Source organism: Microbacterium maritypicum (assembly GCF_041529975.1).
Taxonomy (GTDB): Bacteria; Actinomycetota; Actinomycetes; order Actinomycetales; family Microbacteriaceae; genus Microbacterium.
Genome location: NZ_CP168030.1, coordinates 153,687 through 174,871 on the forward strand (window position 1 = coordinate 153,687; position 21,185 = coordinate 174,871).

Annotated in this window: 21 protein-coding genes; 8 read left to right on the forward strand and 13 right to left on the reverse strand. The window is 68.8% G+C overall.

The window, feature by feature from the left end; all coding sequences use genetic code 11:
- Positions 1-305 precede the first annotated feature (305 nt).
- The 4 genes from ACCO44_RS00730 to ACCO44_RS00745 all read right to left on the reverse strand — a co-directional run bounded on the left by ACCO44_RS00730 (position 306) and on the right by ACCO44_RS00745 (position 5,790).
- Positions 306-2,756, reverse strand: a complete 2,451-nt coding sequence (locus tag ACCO44_RS00730) for a CHAT domain-containing protein (protein WP_372467849.1) — start codon at positions 2,754-2,756, stop codon at positions 306-308.
- 279 nt (positions 2,757-3,035) lie between these two features.
- A complete protein-coding gene (locus ACCO44_RS00735) occupies positions 3,036-4,601 on the reverse strand; it encodes a S8 family serine peptidase (RefSeq protein WP_372467850.1) in 1,566 nt (521 codons plus the stop codon).
- A gap of 56 nt (positions 4,602-4,657) precedes the next feature.
- Positions 4,658-5,113, reverse strand: a complete 456-nt coding sequence (locus ACCO44_RS00740) for a hypothetical protein (RefSeq protein WP_372467851.1) — start codon at positions 5,111-5,113, stop codon at positions 4,658-4,660.
- Positions 5,110-5,790: an RNA polymerase sigma factor gene (locus ACCO44_RS00745; protein WP_258134268.1), complete on the reverse strand. Its 681-nt coding sequence runs from the start codon at positions 5,788-5,790 to the stop codon at positions 5,110-5,112. The genes ACCO44_RS00740 and ACCO44_RS00745 overlap by 4 nt, the downstream gene beginning before the upstream one ends.
- A 69-nt stretch (positions 5,791-5,859) precedes the next feature.
- On the opposite strand from ACCO44_RS00745, the gene ACCO44_RS00750 reads away from it, so the two are divergent.
- A complete protein-coding gene (locus ACCO44_RS00750; RefSeq protein WP_029263211.1) occupies positions 5,860-6,078 on the forward strand; it encodes an SCO4848 family membrane protein in 219 nt (72 codons plus the stop codon).
- A gap of 24 nt (positions 6,079-6,102) precedes the next feature.
- On the opposite strand, the gene ACCO44_RS00755 is transcribed toward ACCO44_RS00750, so the two are convergent.
- Positions 6,103-7,479 (reverse strand): MFS transporter, encoded by a 1,377-nt coding sequence (locus ACCO44_RS00755; RefSeq protein ID WP_372467852.1) that lies wholly within the window; start codon positions 7,477-7,479, stop codon positions 6,103-6,105.
- Between the two features lie 74 nt (positions 7,480-7,553).
- On the opposite strand from ACCO44_RS00755, the gene ACCO44_RS00760 reads away from it, so the two are divergent.
- Positions 7,554-8,144, forward strand: coding sequence for a winged helix-turn-helix domain-containing protein (locus ACCO44_RS00760; protein ID WP_372467853.1), 591 nt, complete (start codon positions 7,554-7,556; stop codon positions 8,142-8,144).
- A 12-nt stretch (positions 8,145-8,156) separates the two neighbouring features.
- Here the strand turns inward: ACCO44_RS00760 and ACCO44_RS00765 are convergent, their stop codons facing one another.
- The 4 genes from ACCO44_RS00765 to ACCO44_RS00780 form a co-directional block, all read right to left on the reverse strand.
- Positions 8,157-9,263: an aromatic acid exporter family protein gene (locus tag ACCO44_RS00765; protein WP_372467854.1), complete on the reverse strand. Its 1,107-nt coding sequence runs from the start codon at positions 9,261-9,263 to the stop codon at positions 8,157-8,159.
- Positions 9,264-9,449: 186 nt separating this feature from the next.
- Entirely contained in the window at positions 9,450-10,136 is a 687-nt protein-coding gene (locus tag ACCO44_RS00770) for a hypothetical protein (RefSeq protein WP_372467855.1), read from the reverse strand.
- Positions 10,136-11,053 (reverse strand): ABC transporter ATP-binding protein, encoded by a 918-nt coding sequence (locus ACCO44_RS00775; RefSeq protein WP_372467856.1) that lies wholly within the window; start codon positions 11,051-11,053, stop codon positions 10,136-10,138. The genes ACCO44_RS00770 and ACCO44_RS00775 overlap by 1 nt, the downstream gene beginning before the upstream one ends.
- Entirely contained in the window at positions 11,050-11,439 is a 390-nt protein-coding gene (locus tag ACCO44_RS00780; protein ID WP_029263205.1) for a GntR family transcriptional regulator, read from the reverse strand. The genes ACCO44_RS00775 and ACCO44_RS00780 overlap by 4 nt, the downstream gene beginning before the upstream one ends.
- Before the next feature lie 107 nt (positions 11,440-11,546).
- Between ACCO44_RS00780 and ACCO44_RS00785 the strand changes: the two genes are divergently transcribed.
- The 6 genes from ACCO44_RS00785 (at position 11,547) to ACCO44_RS00810 (ending at position 18,632) form a co-directional block, all read left to right on the forward strand.
- A complete protein-coding gene (locus ACCO44_RS00785) occupies positions 11,547-12,761 on the forward strand; it encodes a class I SAM-dependent methyltransferase (protein ID WP_372467857.1) in 1,215 nt (404 codons plus the stop codon).
- 338 nt (positions 12,762-13,099) lie between these two features.
- Entirely contained in the window at positions 13,100-14,401 is a 1,302-nt protein-coding gene (locus tag ACCO44_RS00790; protein ID WP_372467858.1) for a glycine betaine/L-proline ABC transporter ATP-binding protein, read from the forward strand.
- A complete protein-coding gene (locus ACCO44_RS00795; protein ID WP_372467859.1) occupies positions 14,401-15,357 on the forward strand; it encodes an ABC transporter permease in 957 nt (318 codons plus the stop codon). The genes ACCO44_RS00790 and ACCO44_RS00795 overlap by 1 nt, the downstream gene beginning before the upstream one ends.
- A gap of 51 nt (positions 15,358-15,408) precedes the next feature.
- On the forward strand, positions 15,409-16,317 hold the full coding sequence (locus tag ACCO44_RS00800; protein WP_372467860.1) for a glycine betaine ABC transporter substrate-binding protein: 909 nt from the start codon (positions 15,409-15,411) through the stop codon (positions 16,315-16,317).
- Positions 16,318-16,507: 190 nt separating this feature from the next.
- Positions 16,508-17,983, forward strand: a complete 1,476-nt coding sequence (locus ACCO44_RS00805; RefSeq protein WP_372467861.1) for a lipase maturation factor family protein — start codon at positions 16,508-16,510, stop codon at positions 17,981-17,983.
- Between the two features lie 286 nt (positions 17,984-18,269).
- Positions 18,270-18,632, forward strand: coding sequence for a hypothetical protein (locus ACCO44_RS00810; protein WP_372467862.1), 363 nt, complete (start codon positions 18,270-18,272; stop codon positions 18,630-18,632).
- 171 nt (positions 18,633-18,803) lie between these two features.
- On the opposite strand, the gene ACCO44_RS00815 is transcribed toward ACCO44_RS00810, so the two are convergent.
- From ACCO44_RS00815 to ACCO44_RS00830, 4 genes are read right to left on the reverse strand one after another with little or no spacing between them, the layout of a single operon-like run.
- Positions 18,804-19,571 carry an ABC transporter permease gene (locus tag ACCO44_RS00815; protein WP_215068734.1) on the reverse strand — a complete coding sequence of 256 codons (768 nt, stop codon included), beginning with the start codon at positions 19,569-19,571 and terminating at the stop codon, positions 18,804-18,806.
- Positions 19,568-20,344, reverse strand: coding sequence for an ABC transporter ATP-binding protein (locus ACCO44_RS00820; RefSeq protein WP_105712186.1), 777 nt, complete (start codon positions 20,342-20,344; stop codon positions 19,568-19,570). Before ACCO44_RS00820 ends, ACCO44_RS00815 begins: the two co-directional genes overlap by 4 nt.
- The gene (locus tag ACCO44_RS00825) at positions 20,341-20,709 is read right to left on the reverse strand and encodes a DUF1048 domain-containing protein (protein ID WP_372467863.1); all 369 of its coding nucleotides are present in this window, start codon (positions 20,707-20,709) and stop codon (positions 20,341-20,343) included. Before ACCO44_RS00825 ends, ACCO44_RS00820 begins: the two co-directional genes overlap by 4 nt.
- Positions 20,710-20,711: 2 nt before the next feature.
- Entirely contained in the window at positions 20,712-21,056 is a 345-nt protein-coding gene (locus ACCO44_RS00830; protein WP_029263195.1) for a PadR family transcriptional regulator, read from the reverse strand.
- Positions 21,057-21,185 lie beyond the last annotated feature (129 nt).

The following is a 21,185-nucleotide window of genomic DNA, read 5'->3' on the forward strand; positions in this document are numbered from 1 at the left end:
TCCTTCAGAACGCGAGAACTCCTTCGAAAGCGGTGCAGTGCCGTGCGGACAGACGTGAGCCCGGACACCCCAAGGGCCCCGACGTCCCCAGATCGTCGAGGCCCTATGAGGGCGCCGCGGCTGTATGCCGCGACACCCCCGAGCAGATGGTGTCCGTGTCGTACTCACGCTCCCCAGCGCGCTTGATATCCCCAGATCCGACTGCGCCTCCCTCGCGCCTCAACCCTTCGAGGCCCTTCGCATGGCACCTTCCGAAGAACAGGAGCGTGCGGCACCGGTTCTGATACACCGAATGGAGAAAAAGATCAGAATCCGTCTCCGTGGCACTGGAATGGGGCGCTGAGACCGGTGTCGACGGTGGCTCGGGCGAGCGCCGCCGAGGGTGTCGCACCCTCGGACAGGCCGACATGCACGGCACTCAGCAGCTCGGCCGCCACTTTGTCGGGCACGGCGACGGGCGCGGCGATCACGCAGTCCGCGCCCGCGTGCAGCCACACCCGCGTCATCCCGAGCGCCTCCTCGCCCCAGCGCACCGAGGAACGCCCGAGTTCGCAGGCCGAGAGGATCACGGTCGTGGGGACGCGCGGAATCAGGTCGACGTCGTAGCCGAAGAGGATGCCGTCGGCGAGCTCGAAACCCGAGAACAGGGGGTTGTCGACCGCGTGCCTGCCGTGCGCCGCGATGTGCAGCACGTCGCTGTCCGACGCGAGTCGGGTGGCCGCCGCCACCGTCGCGTCGCCGCCCTCGAGGATCCGCGTCGTCACACCCCCGCCGTCCCAGGTGTCCGCGGCTCGCCGCACCTCCTCGCCGGCGCGGGGGACGCGCGGGCCCGCGGCGAACCCGATCGTCGACGGGCGTCTGCCGACGACGGCCGCGCCGCCCCGCAACCGCGACACCGACGTCGCGAGCGTGAACGGGACGCCGGTCATGCCGGGCAGCATTGCCCACGGCACCCCGCCGAGCGCTCCGGGCACCGTGATCGCCAGACGGCGTGCCGACGGCGCCGCCGAGAGCAGCGGCGCGAGCAGCTCGGCATCCAGCAGCGCCAACCGCGCGGAGAGGGCGCGCGCGGTCACGGCGCCCATCAGCCCGCCGCGGGTCATCGCGGCCATGTCGAGGTCGGCGCGCAGACCGTCGAGCGCGGATCGCACACGAGGCCAGGACAGGTCGACGACCGTAGCCCCCGACGACGTCACCGCGATGGCGTGCAGCGCGGAACCGGTGAAGATGTACGACAGGACGGCGGTGTCGGGATCGAGCAGCGCCGTCGCCTCGGCGAGGCCCAGCCGCTCGCGGGTGCCGCCCGCCCCTGTCGCGGCCCACTGCCGCTCGCGCACCCGGTCGCGAAGGACGCGCACGCGAGCGTCCGTGGTCCAGTCGGCGCCGGCGAGCTCGGCGCGCAGCATCCGCAGTTCCGCCAGATCCACGGCCAGCGAGTCGTCGCGCGGAGGCCGCACCGGAGCGACCTGCTGGCTGAGGTGACGGGCGCGCTCCGACCACTCGAACATCGTCGCAGGATCGTGCAGGCGCGCGGCGGCGGAGAGGCCGGCATACATCAGGTCGGCGCCGTGCATGGCGACCGAGGCCTGCAGGTCGAGGGCACCGAACGACTGCTGCCAGGTGGTGAGCAGGTCGAGGCCATCGGCGGCGGCTCGCAGCGCATCCCGGTCGCGCCCTCGTGCGGCCGCGCGCGCGGCTCTCACCTCGTGGGCGCGGAGGCGGAGCGGTGTCGGGGCGCTGTCGTCGAGCCGCGGGAGGCGCCCAGCCCCGTCGCGTCGTGCGCTCAGGCGGAGGCCGGTCGCCTCGGTCCGGAATCCCGCATGGTCGAGGGCTCTGGCGGTGCGGGCGAAGGCGGGCGCGTCGACGGGGCGGTCCGGCTTCGCACGCTGCCGCGCTTCGAGCCGCACCGCTTCGGCGCGGGCCGCCCATCCGTGGTTCCCGAGAGCGGTGAAGCGCCGTGTCGCCGTGCGGGCGGTGCGCGCGGCGGCAGCCGGATCGTGGCGCAGCAGCGAGCGTGCGAGGTGGAACTCGGCTTCCCCCCTGGCCTGCTGCATCCGCTGCGCGCCGAACTCCGCGGCGACCCGACCCAGCAGGGTCTCCGCCTCTGTGGTCAGGCCGGCGTCGCGAAGAACCTCCGCGCGGTCGAGGTCGCTGATCGCGGCGGCCAGGTCGCTGATCGCGGCGAGCGTCGGACGGGAGCGGGTCATGAGGGTGAGTGCGCTGACGAGGTCTCCGCCGAGCAGCGCCGCGTAGCCGAGGTTGTGCCGCGCCTCGGCGAGCGGCTCCTGGTCGTCGTTCGCCTCGTACACGGCCACCGCGCGCCGCAGGTCTTCCATGCACGTGTCGAGCTCGCGCTGCTGCATGCGCACGACCGAGCGGTTCATCAGGCAGTTCGCGAGCTCGGTGGTCTCGTCGCCGATCGCGGTGAACGTGTCGATGGCACGGCTGAGTTCGACCTCGGCCGCCGCCAGCGTGCCGGCGTGCATGAGGAGCACGCCGAGCTGACCGCTGAGCACGGCGATCGTCTCGGCGCGCAGCCCGGAGCGGCGGAGGGCGTCGCGGCACAGCTGCTCGGCGGCCGCCGGCTGCCCGGTCTGCGCGAGCACGTAGGCGGTCGTGCCGTCGATGCGGGCGCGCAGGTCGGGATCGTCGGTGCGGGCGGATGCCGTGTCGAGCGCGCGCCGCGCCTGCGTGAACCGTCTCGCGTTCGCCGCCTCGACTCCGCGCCGGTGCAGCTCGTTGGCGGACAGGGGCATCCGTCCAGAATGCCCTGCCCCGCGCCCGTGCGGAAGAGCGCGGATGCAGGCCGTTCGGCCGCGGCATCTGCCGGCGGGTCCGTCGGGTCGGCGACGGCATAGGGATGTCGGGTGCGCGGCGTACGGATGTCGGGAGGAATCACGGATGCCGGACGACACGCCGCGGATCTGTCCGACAGGTGTGCATCGGTCCGACAAGTGGACGGCGGGGGACCGAACCGGGGCCGAACACCAAGTCGGACCGCCCGTATCGGTGCGGACGGTCCGGCTCGGGGGTGGTCAGGTCGGGTCGACGGGTGTCGGCAGGGACTTCAGGACGGCGGCGACGGCCTTCTTCGCGGCCTTCGGGGCCACCCCGCCGACCGGCACGGTGCCGAGCTGCGCGGCGATGCGTCCGGCGACGTAGGGGGCCGCGAACGACGTGCCGCTCCAGATCGCGAATCCGCCTCGATAGTCGTCGGGGTCGATCGTCTCCCGGCGGAGGCCGTCGACGTCTGCGCGAGTCGCCGCCTGAGAGCCTCCGACGAAGGCGGGCGAGGTGCTCACCACGGCGGCGCCCGGGGCGTAGGTCTGCACCCACGGGCCGACGTTCGAGAAGAGGGCGACCGACTGCGCCGAGGGGTTGAGCGCCCCGACCGACACGAGCGGGGTGCCGTCGTCGTGCGGGATGCCGTTGTCCGAGTCCGGCCACGGCCACAGCGATGCCGGGAACGAGGGCCGATCGATGGCGTCGTTGCCCGCCGAGCACACGACCACGCAGCCGAGCTCGCGGGCCTTGGCCAGCAGCTGGTGCAGCGTGAGGCTGAACATCTTGTCGACCGGAGTCTCGTGGTAGTAGCTCAGGGACAGGTTCAGCACGTCGATCGGGAAGCCCGTCGTCGGGTCCTCGCGGTGCCGGATCAGCAGCGTGACGACCTGCGCGAGCGTGTCGAGCAGGGTGCTCTCGTCGACCACGCCCAGTGCGCCCGCCACGCGGATGGAGAGGATGTCGGCATCCGGAGCCGCCTGTCGCACGAGCCCCGCGATGAACGTGCCGTGGCCGGCGACCGCGTCGATCGCGCCGTCGAGCTGTCCGTACAGGTCGGGGTAGCGTTCCGGGTCGGCGTCGTCCGTGAGGCCCACGGGCACGCCGTCGAGGTCGAAATGCCGGGTGACGATGTCGTCGGGAAGCCAGGCGTGCTCGCCGCATCCCGTGTCGAGCACCGCGACGACGGGTCGCCGCCCGCGCTTCGGCGCCGGTGCGCGCACGGGAGCAGGGCCCAGCCAGGTCACCGGCTGTCGCGCACCCCTCCCGGGCTCGAGGTAGTCGTCGCTGCCCGCGGCGCCCTCACCGCGCACCGGGTTGGTCCGGGTGAACGGGTTGGTCCGCGTGAAGGGATTGGTCCGGGTGAACGGGTTGAGCCCGACCGGATCGATGGACAGCACGTGGTCCAGGCTCGTGCGCGGCATGGGCGAGTGCGACATGCGCCGGGCACGCTGGAGCACCCGCCAGGCGTCGGGCGAGAACGGGGCCTCGCCGCCCACCGGCTCGACGGGGGTCGTCAACAGCAGGCGCTGGAACCCGGCGACGCCCGGAACCAGCTCGCCGTCGCCGATCCGGCGCGCTCCGCGCTCTTCCTCGAGCTGCCACCCGAAGGTGTCCGCCGCATCGCGCAGCGTCCGTACCTCCTGGTCGTAGGCTTCCTCGTCGCCGAGAGCTCGGGTGACCAGCAGTCGCTCCGGCAGGTACGCCGTCGGAAAGGCGCGGATGCCGTCCACCGGCTCCGTGCTCGGGTCGAGGGCCGTTCCCCGGCGGATCGATCCTTCCGCGCGGTCCTGCCAGGTCCATCCCTTGGGCTGCTCCATCGTCATCCTCTCGGTGCGGGTCGCCCCGCGGCTTCATCGACGGGCGGCGCCCGCGGTCACAGCTCGAACTGCGGGGTCGCGAGCGTGCGCGTCTCGTCCCCGATCGCGGTCGTCAGGCGCACGCGCGTGAGACCGGGCGGCACCTCGTCGAACGCGAAGCGTCCTGTCTCCTCCGGCGCGGCCGAGATCGTCTTCTCGCCCTGTGTCAGGAAGACCTCTGCGGCACCGGTGTCGACCCAGCCGTCGACGCGGCGGCGACCGGATGCGGTGCGCGTCACGTGCAGAAGGATGCTGGTGGTGCCGTCGCTGAACTGCAGGGTGAGCGCATCCGCCTCACCCCGCACGGCGCCGAGCTGCCCCTCCACGAGGGTGAGCAGCGCGTACTCGCGGTTCAGCCCGTCGGCGGCCACGGCGGCGACCATGCGGTCGATCAGACCGGCGGGCACGGGGTCGACGTCGCTCCAGAGCGTGCGGAGGCGTGCGAACATCTCGGCGTCCTCGTGAGCGCTCATGCGAATCCCCCCGCCTGGGCGGTCGGCGGTGCGTCCAGCAGCGCGCGGAGCTTGGCCAGGCAGCGATTGCGCGTCGGGCCGATGCTTCCGATGGGCATCGCGAGGTCGCTCGCGATGCGCGCATAGTCGGGCCGGTCTTCGAAGGCGATCACGCGCAGGAGCTTCTGGCACCGTTCGTTGAGGCGGCGCACGGCCGTCCACAGCCGTCGGTTCTCGTCGCCGAGCGTCGCGTGCTCCTCGGCCGAAGCCTGCTCGGGAAGGAGAGCATCGAGGTCGTCGTCGACGGTCGTGTCGATCTTGCCGTGCGCCTTGGCGACCTTCCAGGCCTCGCGCCGGGCAGTGGTCGTGAGCCAGGCCGACACCGCCCGCGGGTCGCTGATCGAACCGTGGCCGCGCACGAGCTGCAGCCAGGTGGTCTGCACCACGTCTTCCGCGAGCGTGCGTTCGAGCCCGTACGCGCGCACCACATGCCAGAGCACGGGGGTCATCAGTCGTACGAGCTCGTCCATCGCGCGGCCATCGCCCTCGCGCCATGCGCCGAACAGATCCGCGGCGCGCTCCCAGCGTGCGCGCCCGTCATCCGAAGCAGGATCGAGAGCGGCGCCGGGTGCGCCGTCGATCATGAAGCCCATTGTGATCACACCTACCAGGAGCACGGCAAGAGGTTTCTGATACATGACTTCATCCAAGAATTCCGCGCTCGTCCGGCGGTCGGGCGTGGGGGCGGACCTCGATAGCGTTGAGGGGTGATCGCCCTCTCCGTCGTGCTCTTCCTCAACGCCGCCTTCAACGCCGTCGTCTGGCCGCAGTTCTACAAGCGCGTCGCCCACGATCCGCGTGCGCGCGACGAGAACGGCAAGGCCACCGCGTTCCTCAAGGTGCACGCCGTCCTCATCGCGATCGCCCTGGTGCTCGCACTGGTCTCGGTGCTCGCCGGCGTCGCGGCGCTGACCGGCGCTCTCTAGCGCCGCACCTCTTCCGGGAGCGGGTCAGGCCGACTCGAACTCCTTCGCGTGCGCGGCCCACCGCGACTCGACCGGCAGCGCGCGCAGTGCCCGATTGCCGACGGCCAGAGCCACGGATGCCAGGCACAGCGCGGCGCAGAGCAGCAGCGTCCACTCCCGCCCGATCCAGGCGAGACCGAAGCCGGCGATGAGGGGCGCGAGCGGCATCGCCCCCATGCCGAGCACTCCCGCGGCGCTGTTGGCGCGGCCGAGCAGGTGGGTCGGTGTCGCCACCATGAAGTAGCCCATCATCCCGGCGTTGAGCGCGGGCACCAGCAGCACCGAGGCGCCGAGCACGACGGCGATCGCCCACGGTGTGGTGACCATCGTGAGCGCGACGACCCCGACGGTCGCGACCGAGAGCCCGGCGATCGTCAGGATCCCGGCCTTGATGCGGGGGACGAGCAGGGGGGCGCACACGGCGCCGACGAGCATCACCGCCCCGATCGATGCGCTCAGCGTGCCGATCAGGAGCTCGGAGTGGCCGTCCTGCTGCAGCGAGTAGATGACGGTGGTGATCGCGGCGTTGAACCCGAGGTTCACGACCGTGGTGATGAGCAGGACGCCGCCGAGGTCGGGCCGGGAGAGCAGCCAGGCGAACGCCTCTCGCAGCTCCGCCCAGGCGTTCCGCTTCGCGGGGGCGGCCGACGCAGAGGTGCCGAAACCCAGGTCATCCGTCGCGGCGACGGCGTGTTCTGCCACCACGCGCCGCGGGTCGTCCGGGTCGTCTCCGTTTTCGCCGGCTGCTCCGGTGTCGACCACCCCGGCACGACGCGCCTGGCGCCCCAGCATCCAGGCGGTCAGGGCGGCGATCGCGTGGCAGAGGGTCATGACGACGCCGACCGCCCAGCCGCCGATGCCGAGGAGCAGGCCGCCGAGCGGGCCGCCCGCGAGCTGGAGGGCGGCATCGCGACCCTGGTTCGCGGCCTGCGCGCGACCCATCGCGTCGTCGGGGACGATCTCCTTGATCGCGCTCTCGCCGGCGACGTCGAAGAGTCCGCTGCGGGCGGCGAGGAGGATGTCGATCACCAGCAGCGAACCGAAGGTCATCGCGTCACCGAGGGCGAGCAGGGTGAAGGCCCCGGCCAGCACGATGCCGATCAGCGATCCGAGCAGCATCAGCGCGATGCGGCGGTGACGGTCGGCGAGAACCCCGCCGGCGAGGGTCATGAGCAGGCGGGCGACCATTCCGGCGGCGCCGATGATGCCGGCCTGTGCGGGATCGTTCGTCACGATGAGCGCGAGCAGCGGGATCGCGAACCCGAAGAGCGCTGCCGCGAGGCCCTTGCTCGTGTCGCTCAGCAACCAGGTGAGGTAGCGGCGGTTGTGCCACAGGCGATGCGACTCGGTGAGGGTGGTCATGCGTCGAGAGTAATTGCGCAAGAACAATTGCGCAAGTTCTATTGCGCAATTTTGGGTGCGGGTAGGATCAGGGCATGGCAGCAGACACCAGCGAGAGCAAGGGCGACGATCCCGTCTGGATGACCTCGGCCATGCTCAAGGCCTACTCCCACCCGCTGCGTCGGCAGATGATCCGCCTGTTCTCGCGGCGAGACTTCCTGCGAGCGGCGGACATCGCCGCCGAGCTCGGGGTGCCGGCCAACAGCGCGAGCTTCCACCTGCGCGCACTCGCCGATGCCGGTCTCATCGAAGAGGCGCCCGAGCAGGCCCGCGACCGGCGTGATCGTGTCTGGACCGGGCACAAGGGTCCCCTCAACGTGGGCGGCCCGGACAGCCCCGTGGTCGACGAGGAGCTCGGGACCGCGGTGATCGCTGCTCTGGTGGAGGACCATCACGATCTGATGCGCCGAGTGACCGCCTGGACCCCCGAGTACGTCGCCGGACGCACGGCCGAGGTGCACGCCGCCTTCACCCAGAGGACGATCCGGTTGACCGAGTCCGAGTTCGACGACGCGATGGTGAAGATCAACGATGTGCTGAGCGCCGCCGATGACGCGCACGACAGTGCCGACCCCGACGGCCGCTACTGGCAGGTGGACGTGATCGCCGCCGACGACACCATCTGACGCGGTCCGGGATCAGTCGTCCGTCGCCGGGCTTCCACTGAGGATCAGGATGCGGCGCAGGTGCATCGCGGTGAGCACCCCGGGGCCCATCGAACGACGCACATCGACGGTGCGACTGTCGACCGTCTCGAGGAGGAGCCGCGTCGCACGGGCGGCCTCGCCGCGCACACGATGGTCTTCCGGGGTCGAGGCGTCACCGCGCGCGATCACCTCCGCCACGGCGTGACACGCGGCGGACAGCGGCTCGGGCAGTGCGGGGTCGAGAGCGATGCCGGCCGGTCGGTCCCAGATGGTGTCCGCGATCGCGTCCGAGATGTCGCGGATGAGGTGGGCGATCCGGTCGAGAGCGGCGAGTTCCTCGTGGCTCTGCTGCATCCGCGCTCGGTGCCCCTTCGCCCGGGGATTTCCGCGACGGCTCTCGTCGGCCTCCACGAGTGCCGCCCACAGCTCACCCGTCGTGTCGGCGAGTGAGGCGGCGTCGTCGGCCCACTGCCCGTGCTCCGGCGGCCAGGACTCGGAGACCGCCGATCCGATGTCGTCGAGATGTCGGGCGAGCTGCTCGCGGAAGGCGGCCACTCGTCCCTCCGCGGCGACGGTGAGCGGTGCGGGCGCGATCAGGACGTTGACCACGAGGCCGATGACGATCCCGACCGCGGTCTGCGTGAGGTATCCGAGGGAGTAGTCGTCGGCGTTCTGTCCGCCGATGATCAGCACGAACATCGCGGCCATCGGGATGTATTCGCGTCCGGCACCGAACCAGCCCGTTCCGGAGACGAGCACTCCCACACCCACGACGAGCGGGATGGTCCACCACGTGGGCCCCACCGTGAGCACCACCACCGTGGCGAGGCCGATGCCGGCGGCGAGCCCGAGCAGCGTCTGGAAGCTCGACTTCGCCGACCCCATCAGCGTGGGGTACATGCTCAACAGTGCCCCGAGCGGGGCGTAGTAGGGGTACTCGTCGGTGACCCCCGGCATGTGCGGGGCGATGAGCCAGGCGAGACCGACCGCGAGCATCGTCTTCGCGACGAGCAGCAGGCGTGCGGGGAGGACGGCTTCGCGGAGGGCGTGTGCGATGCCTGCGCGGCGTGCACGGAATCGGGGCTGGCTCTGCGTCACGGCATCCTCTCTTTCGGCGCGTGCGGGTGGGGCGTGGTGCCGGTGATTCCGCGAGCGTATGCGCCCGGTGCGCGGCCGACGAGCGGGTTGCTTCCTCGGCCGGGTACCGGTAGCGCGCAGACGCGACGACGCCGGCCACCCCAGGGAGGGTGACCGGCGTCGAGAGGTGCGGCGGCGGAGGTGCGCCTACGGGATGGTCCTCCGGAAGGCGAGGAACGAGACGCCCGTGAGCACCGCGGTGGCGAGGAGGCCCCAGAGTGCGAGACCGAGCGCGCCGAGGTCCATGATCCCCGCGCCGACGTGCGACCAGAGGTCGAGCCGCGTCACCAGGAACACCAGGCCGAGCAGCACCAGGGAGAGCGCGATGCTCACGATGATTAGCACCAGCTGTCCCCAGCTCTTGTAGATCGTCGCGCCGGTGAAGCCGAGCACGAAGAAGAACAGCGCGAGGGTGAAGTAGACCACGAAGGCGCCGCCCGGACCCGCATCCCACAGCCACGGCAGGTAGAAGACGTAGCCGTTGATGCCGTATCCGTCGGTGGCCACCTCGATGCCGCCTCCGATGAGGAACAGCACGCCCATGATCGCGCTGCCGAGTATCGCGGTGAGCAGCGTGCCGAAGAAGAACTCCCTGCGGGTGATGCTCATCGCCTGCGAGAACGGGAAGGTGAGCGTCATCGCCGACATCCCGATGGCGAAGAAGTACCAGAGCGGAGCCTGACCGCCGCCGCCGTACTTCGGGGTGTCGACCGGGATCATCGCGTAGATGAGGACCGAGATCACCACCGCTGCGGCGAGGATGATCAGCGGGTACCAGACGAAGGTGCCCTTGTTGATCAGCTGCAGGCGGATGACGTTGACTGTGCGTCGCATCAGCGGACCTCCTCTTTCGCGCCGGAGTCATTCGTGGCGGAGTGGGCCTCCGCCTTCTGGGTGAGACGGACGACGAGCTGCTGCAGCGAGACCGGAGCGAGATCCAGGCCGGATGCCGTGACCTCGGCCCGCTCCTCCGCACTGAGACGGCCGAGCACGGTGACGGATGCCACGCGCCCGAGAGCCTCGCGGTGGAGCACCTCTCGGCCCGCGACCCAGGCGTCGACCTTGGCGGCCTCGCCCACGATGGTGACGGCGCGTTCGCGGACGGCATCCGTGTCTTCGTTCAGGATGATCTGGCCGTTGTCGATCACGATGACCTTCTCGATGAGGTTGGAGACCTCGTCGATCAGGTGCGACGACAGGATGATCGTGCGCGGGTGCTCGGCGTAGTCCTCGACCAGTCGGTCGTAGAAGATCTGCCGGGCGACCGCGTCGAGTCCGAGGTAGGGCTCGTCGAAGAAGGTGATCTCGGCGCGCGAGGCGAGTCCGATGATCACGCCCACCGCGGAGAGCTGGCCGCGGGAGAGCTTCTTGATCGTCTGCTTCATCGGCAGCTGGAACTCCGCGATGAGCTCGTCGGCGAACGCCTGATCCCAGTGGGGGAAGAACAGGCTCGCAGCCTTGAACGCGTGCTTCGGGTAGGCGTCGTCCGGGTACTTCTGGCTCTCCCGGACGAAGCAGATCCGGCCGAGCACGTGCGCGTTCTCGTACGGGTGCTCGCCGAACACCCGGACCGAGCCCGAGGACTCGAAGTTCTGGGCGGTGAGGATCGACATGAGGGTGGTCTTGCCGGCGCCGTTGCGACCGAGAAGGCCGTAGATGGCGTTGCCTTCGATGCTGAGCGAGACGTTGTCGAGCGCTCGCTTCTCCTTGTAGCGCTTGTTGAGGTTCTGCACCTCGATGACGGCGGTCATGCGGGGTTCTTCCCTTCTGTGTCGGTGGTGAGTGCGGCGCGCTGCCGGAGCAGTGCCGCGAGGTCTTCGGCGCCGAGACCCAGGGTGCGGGCCTCGGCGAGGAGTGGATCGATGTAGCGGTCGGCGAACAGCGCGCGGCGCTCGCCGAGGAGGACTTCCCTCGCTCCGTCGGCGACGAACATGCCGATGCCTCGGCGCTTGTAGAGCACTCCCTTGTCGGTGAGCATGGCGACTCCCTTCGCTGCGGTTGCGGGGTTGATCCGGTAGAACGCGGCGAGCTCGTTCGTCGAAGGGGCCTGTGCCTCCTCGGCGAGTGAGCCGTCGACGATCGAGTCCTCGATCTGCTCGGCGATCTGGAGGAAGAGCGGCTTGCCTTCTTCGATCACGAGTCCTCCGGTGGGTTAGTGGGTTACTTACTCGACTAAGTAACCATGGAACCTGTCCGGTGTCAACCCCGGGCGTGTGCAGGCGGACGCCCGCGTACAGTGGGCTGGTGCCGGAGTTCCCCTACAGTCGCCTGCGCCGGTGGCCCGACGTCGAGGCGGACAACCTCCAGGCCCATGACGCGACCGATCTGCTGCTCGTCGAGCGGGCGCTCTCCCTCGACATCCCGGGCTCCGAAACCGTCGTGATCGGTGACGAATACGGCGCGATCACGCTGGCTCTGACGGATGCCGGGCGGCACAGCATCCGCGTGCATCAAGATCTCGCGACCGGCCGTCGTGCACTGGAGCGCAACGCCGAGGATCTCGGGCTCGCCGGCTTCGTGGCGCACGAGCTCGACGCCGAGCTGCTCTCCGGCGCCCGCCTCGTGCTGCTGCAGCTGCCGAAGTCGCTCGCGGAGCTCGAGGAGATCGCGGATGCCGTGGCCCGCTGGGCGGCATCCGGTGTGGTGCTCGTCGCTGGCGGCCGAGTGAAGCACATGACGCTCGCGCAGAACGAGGTGCTCGGGCGCAGCTTCGCGCACGTGCAGCCCCAGCGCGCCGAGCGGAAGTCCCGGCTGATCGAGGCCTCCGACGCTCGTCCGGTGCCCGCCGATCCGCCGTTCCCCGTCGCTGCGCAGCACGACGGGCTGACTCTGGTCGCGCACGGCGGGGCGTTCGCCGGCGCCCGCCTCGACATCGGCACCCGCGTGCTGCTCGAAGTGCTCGGCCTCGGCGGTTCACAACTCCTCAAGAACGGGCTGATTCGGGTCGAAAACGGCGCGAACGGGTCGGAGAACGGTGGTTCTTCCGGAGTTGTGAACAGCGACCGCCCGAGCCGCGTGCTCGACCTCGGCTGCGGCACCGGCGCACTCGGGGTCTCGTATGCACTCGCCCATCCCGAGGCGCAGGTCATCGCGACCGATCGGTCGGCTGCGGCAGTGGCCTCGGCCCGCGCGACGGCGGCCGCGAACGGGGTCGCCGACCGCATCACGGTCATGCACGACGATGCGGCCTCGGAGATCGCGGACGCGAGTGTCGACGTCGTGCTCCTGAACCCGCCTTTCCACCTCGGAACGAGTGTGCACACGGGCGCCGCGACCCGTCTGTTCGAGGCCGCCGCGCGTGTGCTCCGACCCGGCGGAGAACTCTTCACGGTGTACAACTCCTCGCTCGGTTACCGGGCCGAACTCACCCGTCTGATCGGCCACACGGAACAGCTGTCGCGCACCCCGAAGTTCACCGTGACGCGCAGCATCCGCAGCTCCGAATCACGTCGATCCTGACCTCGAAACGGTCTCGGTGGGGATTGTTGAACCCCCGTGCAATCCCCCGGTCAGCCGCTGAAATTCGCACTGCCGGCCGACCCAGGATTTGCCCCTGATCGGCCATTTCGTTACGTTGGAATGCGGGCCTGACGGTCCGAAGACCAGTCCGCGGTCACGTCCTTCTTTCGATGAGCTGTGCTGCGAAGAGGCGTGGGCGTACGGTCGATGCTCTATCGCGGCGGATCCGAAATCCGCCGTCTGTGCCGCCACAGCGATCATGTCGAACGGCCCCGAGAGCCTCACCCGGGCGTAACCGAAGCAGGCTCAGCCACCCGAAGGCGAGCCGCGGGGGAAACGTGTCCGAAATCGCTCTCGAAGCGCGCAATCTATACAAGGTTTTCGGTAAGAATCCGAGCACCGCCGTCCGCCGTCTGAAGGCCGGAGAGAGTCGCACGGCCGTCGCCGATGCGGGGACCGCGGCGGTCATCGACGCCAGCTTCACCGTGAACCGCGGTGAGATCTTCGTCATCATGGGCCTGTCCGGATCGGGCAAGTCCACCATCATCCGCATGCTCAACGGGCTGCATGACGTCACGTCGGGCACCGTCACGGTGAACGGCGACCCGATCACCGGCATCCCCGCCTCGAGGCTCCGCGAGATCCGTCGCGACCGCATTTCGATGGTATTCCAGCACTTCGCTCTGCTGCCGCACCGCACGGTCGCCGCGAACGTCGCCTATCCGCTCGAGCTCAAGGGGGCCTCGAAGGCCGAGCGCCTGGCCAAGGCCGAGGAGATCCTCTCGCTGGTCGGACTCGAAGGTCAGGGCGAGAAGCTTCCCTCCGAGCTCTCCGGCGGAATGCAGCAGCGCGTCGGAATCGCCCGTGCGCTCGCCGCCGACAGCGACATCCTGCTCATGGACGAGGCGTTCAGCGCGCTCGACCCGCTGATCCGCCGCGAGATGCAGGAGCAGCTGCTCGAGCTGCAGCAGAAGCTCCAGAAGACGATCGTGTTCATCACGCACGACCTCAATGAGGCCATGTTCCTCGGTGATCGGATCGCCGTGATGCGCGACGGCCGCATCGTGCAGATCGGCACGCCCGAGGACATCCTGATGGACCCGGCCAACGACTACGTCGAGCAGTTCGTGCAGGACGTCGACCGCGCCCGTGTGCTCACCGCCGCGAACGTGATGGAGCGCCCGCGCCCCGTCGTGCCGCACACCGCCGGTCCGCGCACCGCGCTCCGCCAGATGCGCGACGCCTACATGTCGGCGACCTACGTCGTCGGCCGTGACCGCCAGCTCGTGGGTGTCGTGACCGACCGCGACGCGGTCAAGCTCGTGCGCCAGGGCGCCACCACCCTCGACTCCATCATCAAGCCCGTGCCGCAGAGCGTGCGCGAGGACGAGGTGCTGATGAACCTGTTCGTGCCCGCCGTCGAGTCCCCGCTGCCGCTGGCCGTGACGGATGCCGAGGGGCGTCTGGCGGGTGTGATCCCGCGTGTGACGCTGCTCGCCGCCCTGGGCCCCGGCCCCGGAGCGACCGAGGAGATCACCCTGCCGATGATGCCGATGCCGCAGGCAGAGATCGATGCGGTGCTCGATGACGGGTGGACCGCCGACCCGGCCGATGCCCCGACCACGGAGGAGGTGCGCTGATGGACGGCTTCCGCATCCCCGTAGGGACTTGGATCGAATCCGGCGTCGACTGGATCAAGGACAACCTCGACGGTCTGCTCGACGTCATCTCGTTCGTGATGAGCTTCCTCGTCGAGGGGCTCACGAGCATCCTGCTCACGCCGAGTTTCGCGGTCATCATCGTGATCGCCGCGCTCATCGCCTGGATCGTGCGTTCGTGGCAGCTCGCCATCGGAACCATCGTGTCGTTCGGGCTGATCGTCGGGATGGACCTCTGGGTGCCCGCGATGCAGACGCTCGCACTCGTGCTCGTCGCCGCCATCATCGCCGTGCTGATCGCGGTGCCGCTCGGCATCTGGTCGGCGCGCAACTCGACCGTGCGGGCCGTGCTGAAGCCGGTGCTCGACTTCATGCAGACCATGCCGGCGTTCGTGTACCTGATCCCGGCGATCGTCTTCTTCGGCATCGGCGTGGTCCCCGGACTCGTCGCCACCGTGATCTTCGCGCTGCCCCCGGGCGTGCGTCTGACCGAGCTCGGCATCCGCGGCGTCGACTCCGAGACCGTCGAAGCCGGGCACGCGTTCGGCGCCAAGCCGGGGCAGATCCTGCGCGGCATCCAGCTCCCGCTCGCGATGCCGACCATCATGGCCGGCGTCAACCAGGTCATCATGCTCGCCCTGTCGATGGCGGTCATCGCCGGAATGGCGGGTGCCGACGGCCTCGGGAAGATGGTGGTCGAGGCGATCTCGACGATCAACATCCCCAAGGGTGTCGAGGCCGGTCTCGGTGTCGTGCTGATCGCCGTCTTCCTCGATCGGGTCACCGCCGCACTGGGCGCCCCGGGCGAGAACCGCTCGTCGCTGCTCGGCATGATCGAGCGGCGCCGCAAGCCGCACGGCGGCGGTGGTGGAGCAGCATCCACCCCCGCAGCCGAGGCGCCCTTGGCGCAGGATGCCGACCCGGCACTCGTGCACTGAGTTTCACCCCTACGGAACAACACCCATACGGAACTGAGAGAGAGAAATCACATGAAGAAGAAGATCCTCGCGATCACCGCCCTCGGCGCCGCAGCGGCGCTCACCCTCGCGGGTTGCAGCAGCGATGGCGCCGGCGGCACGGGCGGCGGCGACAGCAACGCCGACGACAAGGGCACCATCACCCTGGGCTTCCTGCCCTCGTGGACCGACGGCCTGAGCACCGCGTACCTGCTGCAGGACCAGCTCGAGAAGATCGGCTACACGGTCGAAATGAAGACCCTCACCGAGGCGGGCCCGCTGTACACGGGTCTCGCGCAGGGTGACGTCGACATGTACCCGTCGGCCTGGCCCGAGCTCACGCACGCCGAGTACATGGAGAAGTACGGCGACGACATCGAAGACCTGGGCAAGTACTACGAGAACGCCAAGCTCACCCTCGCGGTGCCGGAGTACTCGGAGCTCACCTCGATCGAGGACCTCAAGGGCAAGGCGGCCGACTTCGACGGCAAGATCTACGGGATCGAGCCGGGTGCCGGCCTCACCGCCCAGACCCAGAAGATGATGCCCGAGTACGGACTCGACAGCGAGTACGAGCTCGTCACCTCGTCGACCGCGGCCATGCTCACCGAGCTGAAGACCGCGACCGACAAGCAGGAGGACATCGTCGTCACGCTGTGGCGTCCGTTCTGGGCCAACGACGCCTTCCCCGTGAAGGACCTCGAAGACCCCAAGGGCGCCATGGGCAAGGCCGAGGGCCTGCACTTCCTGGGCACCAAGGGCTTCGCCGAGGAGTTCCCCGAGGCGGCTGAGCTGATCGAGCAGATCAAGCTCGACGACGAGCAGTACGGTGCACTCGAAGACCTCGTGGTCAACGAGTACGGCGAGGGCAAGGAAGCGGATGCCGTCGACGCATGGCTCGAGGAGTACGGCGACCAGTTCGACTGGACCGTCACCAGCTGACCTGAGCTCACACCGGCTCTGAGGCGCAGCATCCGCTCGGAGTCGGCACGCGATACGAAGGAGATCTCACCCTTCGAAGGCCCTGTTCGCGCAGGGGCTCCTTCGTCGGGTGAGATCTCCTTCGTCGTGTGTGCGGGGGACCCGTGCGCAAGCCCCTTCCCCGCGGCTACCGGCGGCGTAGCCTGTGGGCGTGGACGGGTTCGCGGCGGTCGACTTCGGGTTTGCGCGCGAGGTGCTGCAGCGGGGCATCGCGGCGCTGTACCTCGTCGCGTTCCTGTCGAGCCTGAACCAGTTCCGACCGCTGCTCGGTGAGCACGGTCTGCTCCCGGCGCCGGCCCTCCTCGAGTGGGTCGGCCAGAAGGCGGAGCGGCGGCGGATGCTGCATCCGACCCTGTTCTCGCGCATCCGTTACTCCGACCGCCGGCTCGTCGCGCTGTGTGTGGCGGGGATCGTGGTCGCGGCCGTACTCGTCGTGGGCATTCCGCAGTGGGGTCCGCCGTGGGGGCCGATGCTGTGCTTCCTCGCGCTGTGGCTCGGCTACATGTCGATCGTCAGCATCGGGCAGACCTTCTACTCGTTCGGCTGGGAGATGCTGCTGCTGGAGGCCGGGTTCCTCGCGGCTTTCCTCGGCTCGAACGATCAGCCGCCGCCCACGGTCGTGATCGTGCTGTTCTGGTGGCTGGTCTTCCGGCTGGAGTTCGGTGCCGGGATGATCAAGATCCGCGGCGGCCGTGAGTGGCGTGATCTGACGGCTCTCATGTATCACCACGAGACGCAGCCGATGCCGGGGCCGCTCAGTCGGCAGGCGCATCTGCTGCCGCGCTGGTTCCATCGCGGCGAGGTGGTGGGCAATCACTTCGCGCAGCTCGTGGTGCCGTTCTTCCTGTTCGCCCCGCTGCTGTCGCTGTGGGTGGATGGCCCGGTGCCGCAGATCGTGGGCGCGGTCGCGGCATCCATCGTGATCCTGACGCAGGCCTGGCTGGTGCTCACGGGGAACTTCGCGTGGCTGAACTGGGCGACGATGGTCATCGCCTTCTCGGTGATCGGGCTGCCGGGGGTGGGGGCGGCCGAGGCTACGCCGCCGACCGACGCGCCGTGGGTCCTCTCCGGCCTCCCGCTCTTCTGGGTGATCATCACCTCGGCCGTCGGGCTGCTGTACGTCGTGGTGAGCGCGCCGGCGATGCGCAACCTGTTCGCGCGGCGGCAGCTCATGAACGCGAGCTTCAACCGCTGGCAGCTCGCCAACGCCTACGGCGCCTTCGGCACGGTCACGAAGGAGCGCATCGAGATCGTGGTCGAGGGGTCAGCCGATGAGGAGGGCGTCGAGTGGCGGGAGTATGAGTTCCGGGGCAAGCCCGGGGACGTGCGACGGATGCCGCGGCAGTTCGCTCCATACCATCTGCGCCTCGACTGGCTGATGTGGTTCCTGCCGCTCGGGCACTCGTTCGACGACTGGTTCACGGCGTTCCTCGTCCGACTGCTCGAAGCGGATGCTCCGACACTCGCGCTGATCCGGGTCGATCCCTTCGACGGCGAGCGGCCGCGGTGGGTGCGCGCCGTTTCGTACCGCTACCGCTTCGCGACCCGCGCCGAGAAGCGCGCCGACGGTGTGATCTGGGTGCGGAGTCGTCGCCGCGTGGTGCTCGGCCCATTCGGGCTGCGGTGAGCGGGTGCCCCTACCCGCTTCGTGCAGCATCCGTCCCGCATCCGTCCCGCCCACCCAACGCGAAGGAGATCTCACGTTCTGAAGGAACCTTTCCGCACACGGCTCCTTCAGAACAGGAGATCTCCTTCAGAACACGTGGGTCGGATCAAGCGACTCCCGCCGAGCGCGGCGCCAAGGATTGGGCTTGCCAGGCCGGGGCGCCGATTGACAACCAGATCCATAGCTCCTATAAGGGCTACATGTCCGATCCGCGAGCGTCTGTCCGACACATGATGACTGACTTCTCATGACCGAGACGAGCCAGTGGGGGGCGATCCAGCGCATGCCGCGGCGACGTTACGTCGCCGCGGGGCTCTGGGCGTTGGCTCAGATCACAGTTGCCTGCGGTGGCATCCTTCTCGTCGATCTCACTGCGATGCGAATGGATGGGTGTGCATCTTCCTGCAGGGACGATGTCGCCAACCTGGCGATCGACGGTCTGAGAGTGGCGCTCATCGTCATCCTCGTCGCACACCTCGCCCTGCTCGTCATCGCACTCGTCAAGAGGAGATCGCCGCACGTGATCGGTGGTGTGGCAATCGGTCTGAGCCTCGTGGCCATCGCCGTCGCCTATGTGCTCATCGTTGCCGCGTACCCGGTTCCCACGTGACGTGAAGGAGATCTCACGCTTCGAAGGAGCCTTTCCGTACACAGCTCCTTCAGAGCGTGAGATCTCCTTCACAACGCGCGACGCGCAACGCCGAACCACCGCCGAGCGCGGCGAAACGCCCCGGCCGGGTCGAGTGACCCGGTCGGAGCGTCCCGTCTCGCTGGGCGAAGATCAGCTGACCTTCTTCCGGTAGGCGATGATCGCGAACACGTAGGCGACCACGAGGATGCCGACGCACCAGGCGAGGGCGACCCAGATGTCGCTGCCGACGGGCTGTTCGGCGAACAGCGCCTGGATGGTGTTGACGATCGAGGTGACGGGCTGATTCTCGGCGAACCACTGCACCGGTCCCGGCATCGTCTCGGTCGGCACGAAGGCCGAGCTGATGAACGGCAGGAAGATCAGCGGGTACGAGAACGCGGTCGCCCCGTCGATCGTCTTCGCGCTGAGCCCCGCGATGATCGCGAGCCACGTGAGGGCTAGCGTGAACAGCAGCAGGATGCCGATGACTCCGAGCCAGGCGAGCGGGCTCGCCCCGGTGCGGAAGCCCATCAGGAATCCGACGCCGAAGATGATCGCCAGGGTGATGGCATTCGCCGTGAGGGAGGTGAGCACGTGGGCCCACAGCACGCTCGATCGGGCGATCGGCATGGAGTGGAACCGCTCGAAGATTCCGCTCTGCAGGTCGTTGAAGAGTCGGAACGCCGTGTAGGCGATGCCGGATGCGACGGCGATGAGCAGGATGCCGGGGAGCAGGTAGTTCACGTAGTTCTCGGCGCCGGTGCTCTGCTGCAGTGCTCCGCCGAAGACGTACACGAACAGGAGCATCAGCGCGATCGGGGTGACCGCCGTGGTGATGATCGTGTCGGGGCTGCGGAAGATGTGCCGCATGGAGCGGCCGGTGAGTGTCGCCGTATCGGCGGCGAAGTGCGTGCTCATGCTGCGTTCTCCTTTCCGGGGGCCTGGGGGCCGATGAGGGTGAGGAAGATCTCCTCGAGGGTGGGCTGCTTCTCGACGTACTCGACCTTGGCGGCCGGCAGCAGGCGCTTGAGGCCGGCCAGCGTGTCGTTGGCGATGATGCGGCCCTCGTGCAGGATCGCGATGCGGTCGGCCAGCTGCTCCGCCTCGTCGAGGTACTGCGTGGTGAGCAGCACCGTGGTGCCGGTGTTCGCGAGTTCCTTGACCACGTCCCACACCTCGATGCGGGCTTCGGGGTCGAGGCCGGTGGTCGGCTCGTCGAGGTAGATGACCTCGGGGTGACCGACCAGGCTCATCGCGATGTCGAGCCGGCGACGCATGCCGCCGGAGTAGGTGCCGGCCTTGCGGGCTCCGGCATCCGTCAGGCGGAACTTCGCCAGCAGGTCGTCGGCGATGTTCCCGGCGTCGGGCAGGTGCCGCAGCTTTGCGACGAGCACGAGGTTCTCGCGTCCGGTGAGGATCTCGTCGACCGCGGCGAACTGCCCGGTGAGGCTGATCACCTCGCGGACGCCGACGGGGTTCGCGGCGACATCCACTCCCTGCACGGTCGCCGTACCGGCATCCGCCTTCAGCAGGGTGGAGAGGATGCGCACCACCGTGGTCTTGCCGGCGCCGTTCGAGCCGAGGAGGGCGAAGATGCTGCCCTTCTCGACCTCGAAGTCGACGCCGCGCAGCACGTGCAGATCTTTGTACGACTTCTCGATGCCGCGCACCGAGATGGCTGCATTCGTCATGACTCCTCCTTCTTCTTCGCGTCGTCGAACGCCTTGATGAGGCGCGAGCGCTCCTTGTCGATCCACTGGCGTCCGCCGTACGCGGCGGCGTAGTTCTCGGCGAACTCCACGGGGTCGTCGCCGACGATGGCGCTGACCGGGGTGCCGTCGAGCGCGGCGCGCTCCCAGAGGTCGGCGATGTCGAGGAACATCTTCACGATGGTGTCGCCGTCGGTGACTCCGCCGTAGTACATGTTGTAGCGCTGCTGCGCCTTCGCGACCTCGCGGTACGGCTCGGGGAGCGCGTTAATGCGGGCCTGCGCCTGCTTGTAGAGCTTCTTCTCTTCGAGGGATCCGGTGATCGCTTCGATCCACTTCGCGGCCATGGTCAGTTCTCCTTGTTCTCGGTGTTGCGCTTTTCCAGCTGTTCGATGTGCGTCTTGAGGAAGCTCCAGGTGGTCCAGAACTCCTCGAGCTCCTGCCGGCCCTGGGCATTCAGGGTGTACACCTTGCGGGGCGGACCCTTCTCGCTCGGAACCTTCTCGACGTCGACGAGGTTCTTCTGCTCGATGCGCACGAGGAGTGCGTAGATCGTGCCCTCGGCGATGTCGGTGAATCCGTGGTCGCGGATGCGTGTGGTGATCTCGTACCCGTACGCCGGCTGCTCGGCGAGGAGGGCCAGAACGATGCCCTCCAGAGTGCCCTTGAGCATCTCGGTCATCTGCTTGCCCATCAGGTCCTCCTTTCGTTTCGGTTGGTACTCAGTGTTGCTGGGTACCGGTACAAAGTAACACTGAGTACCGGTACTTAGCAACACCGAATACCGAACTTTTTCGGAGAGGTTCGGGAGGGGTTTCCGGGC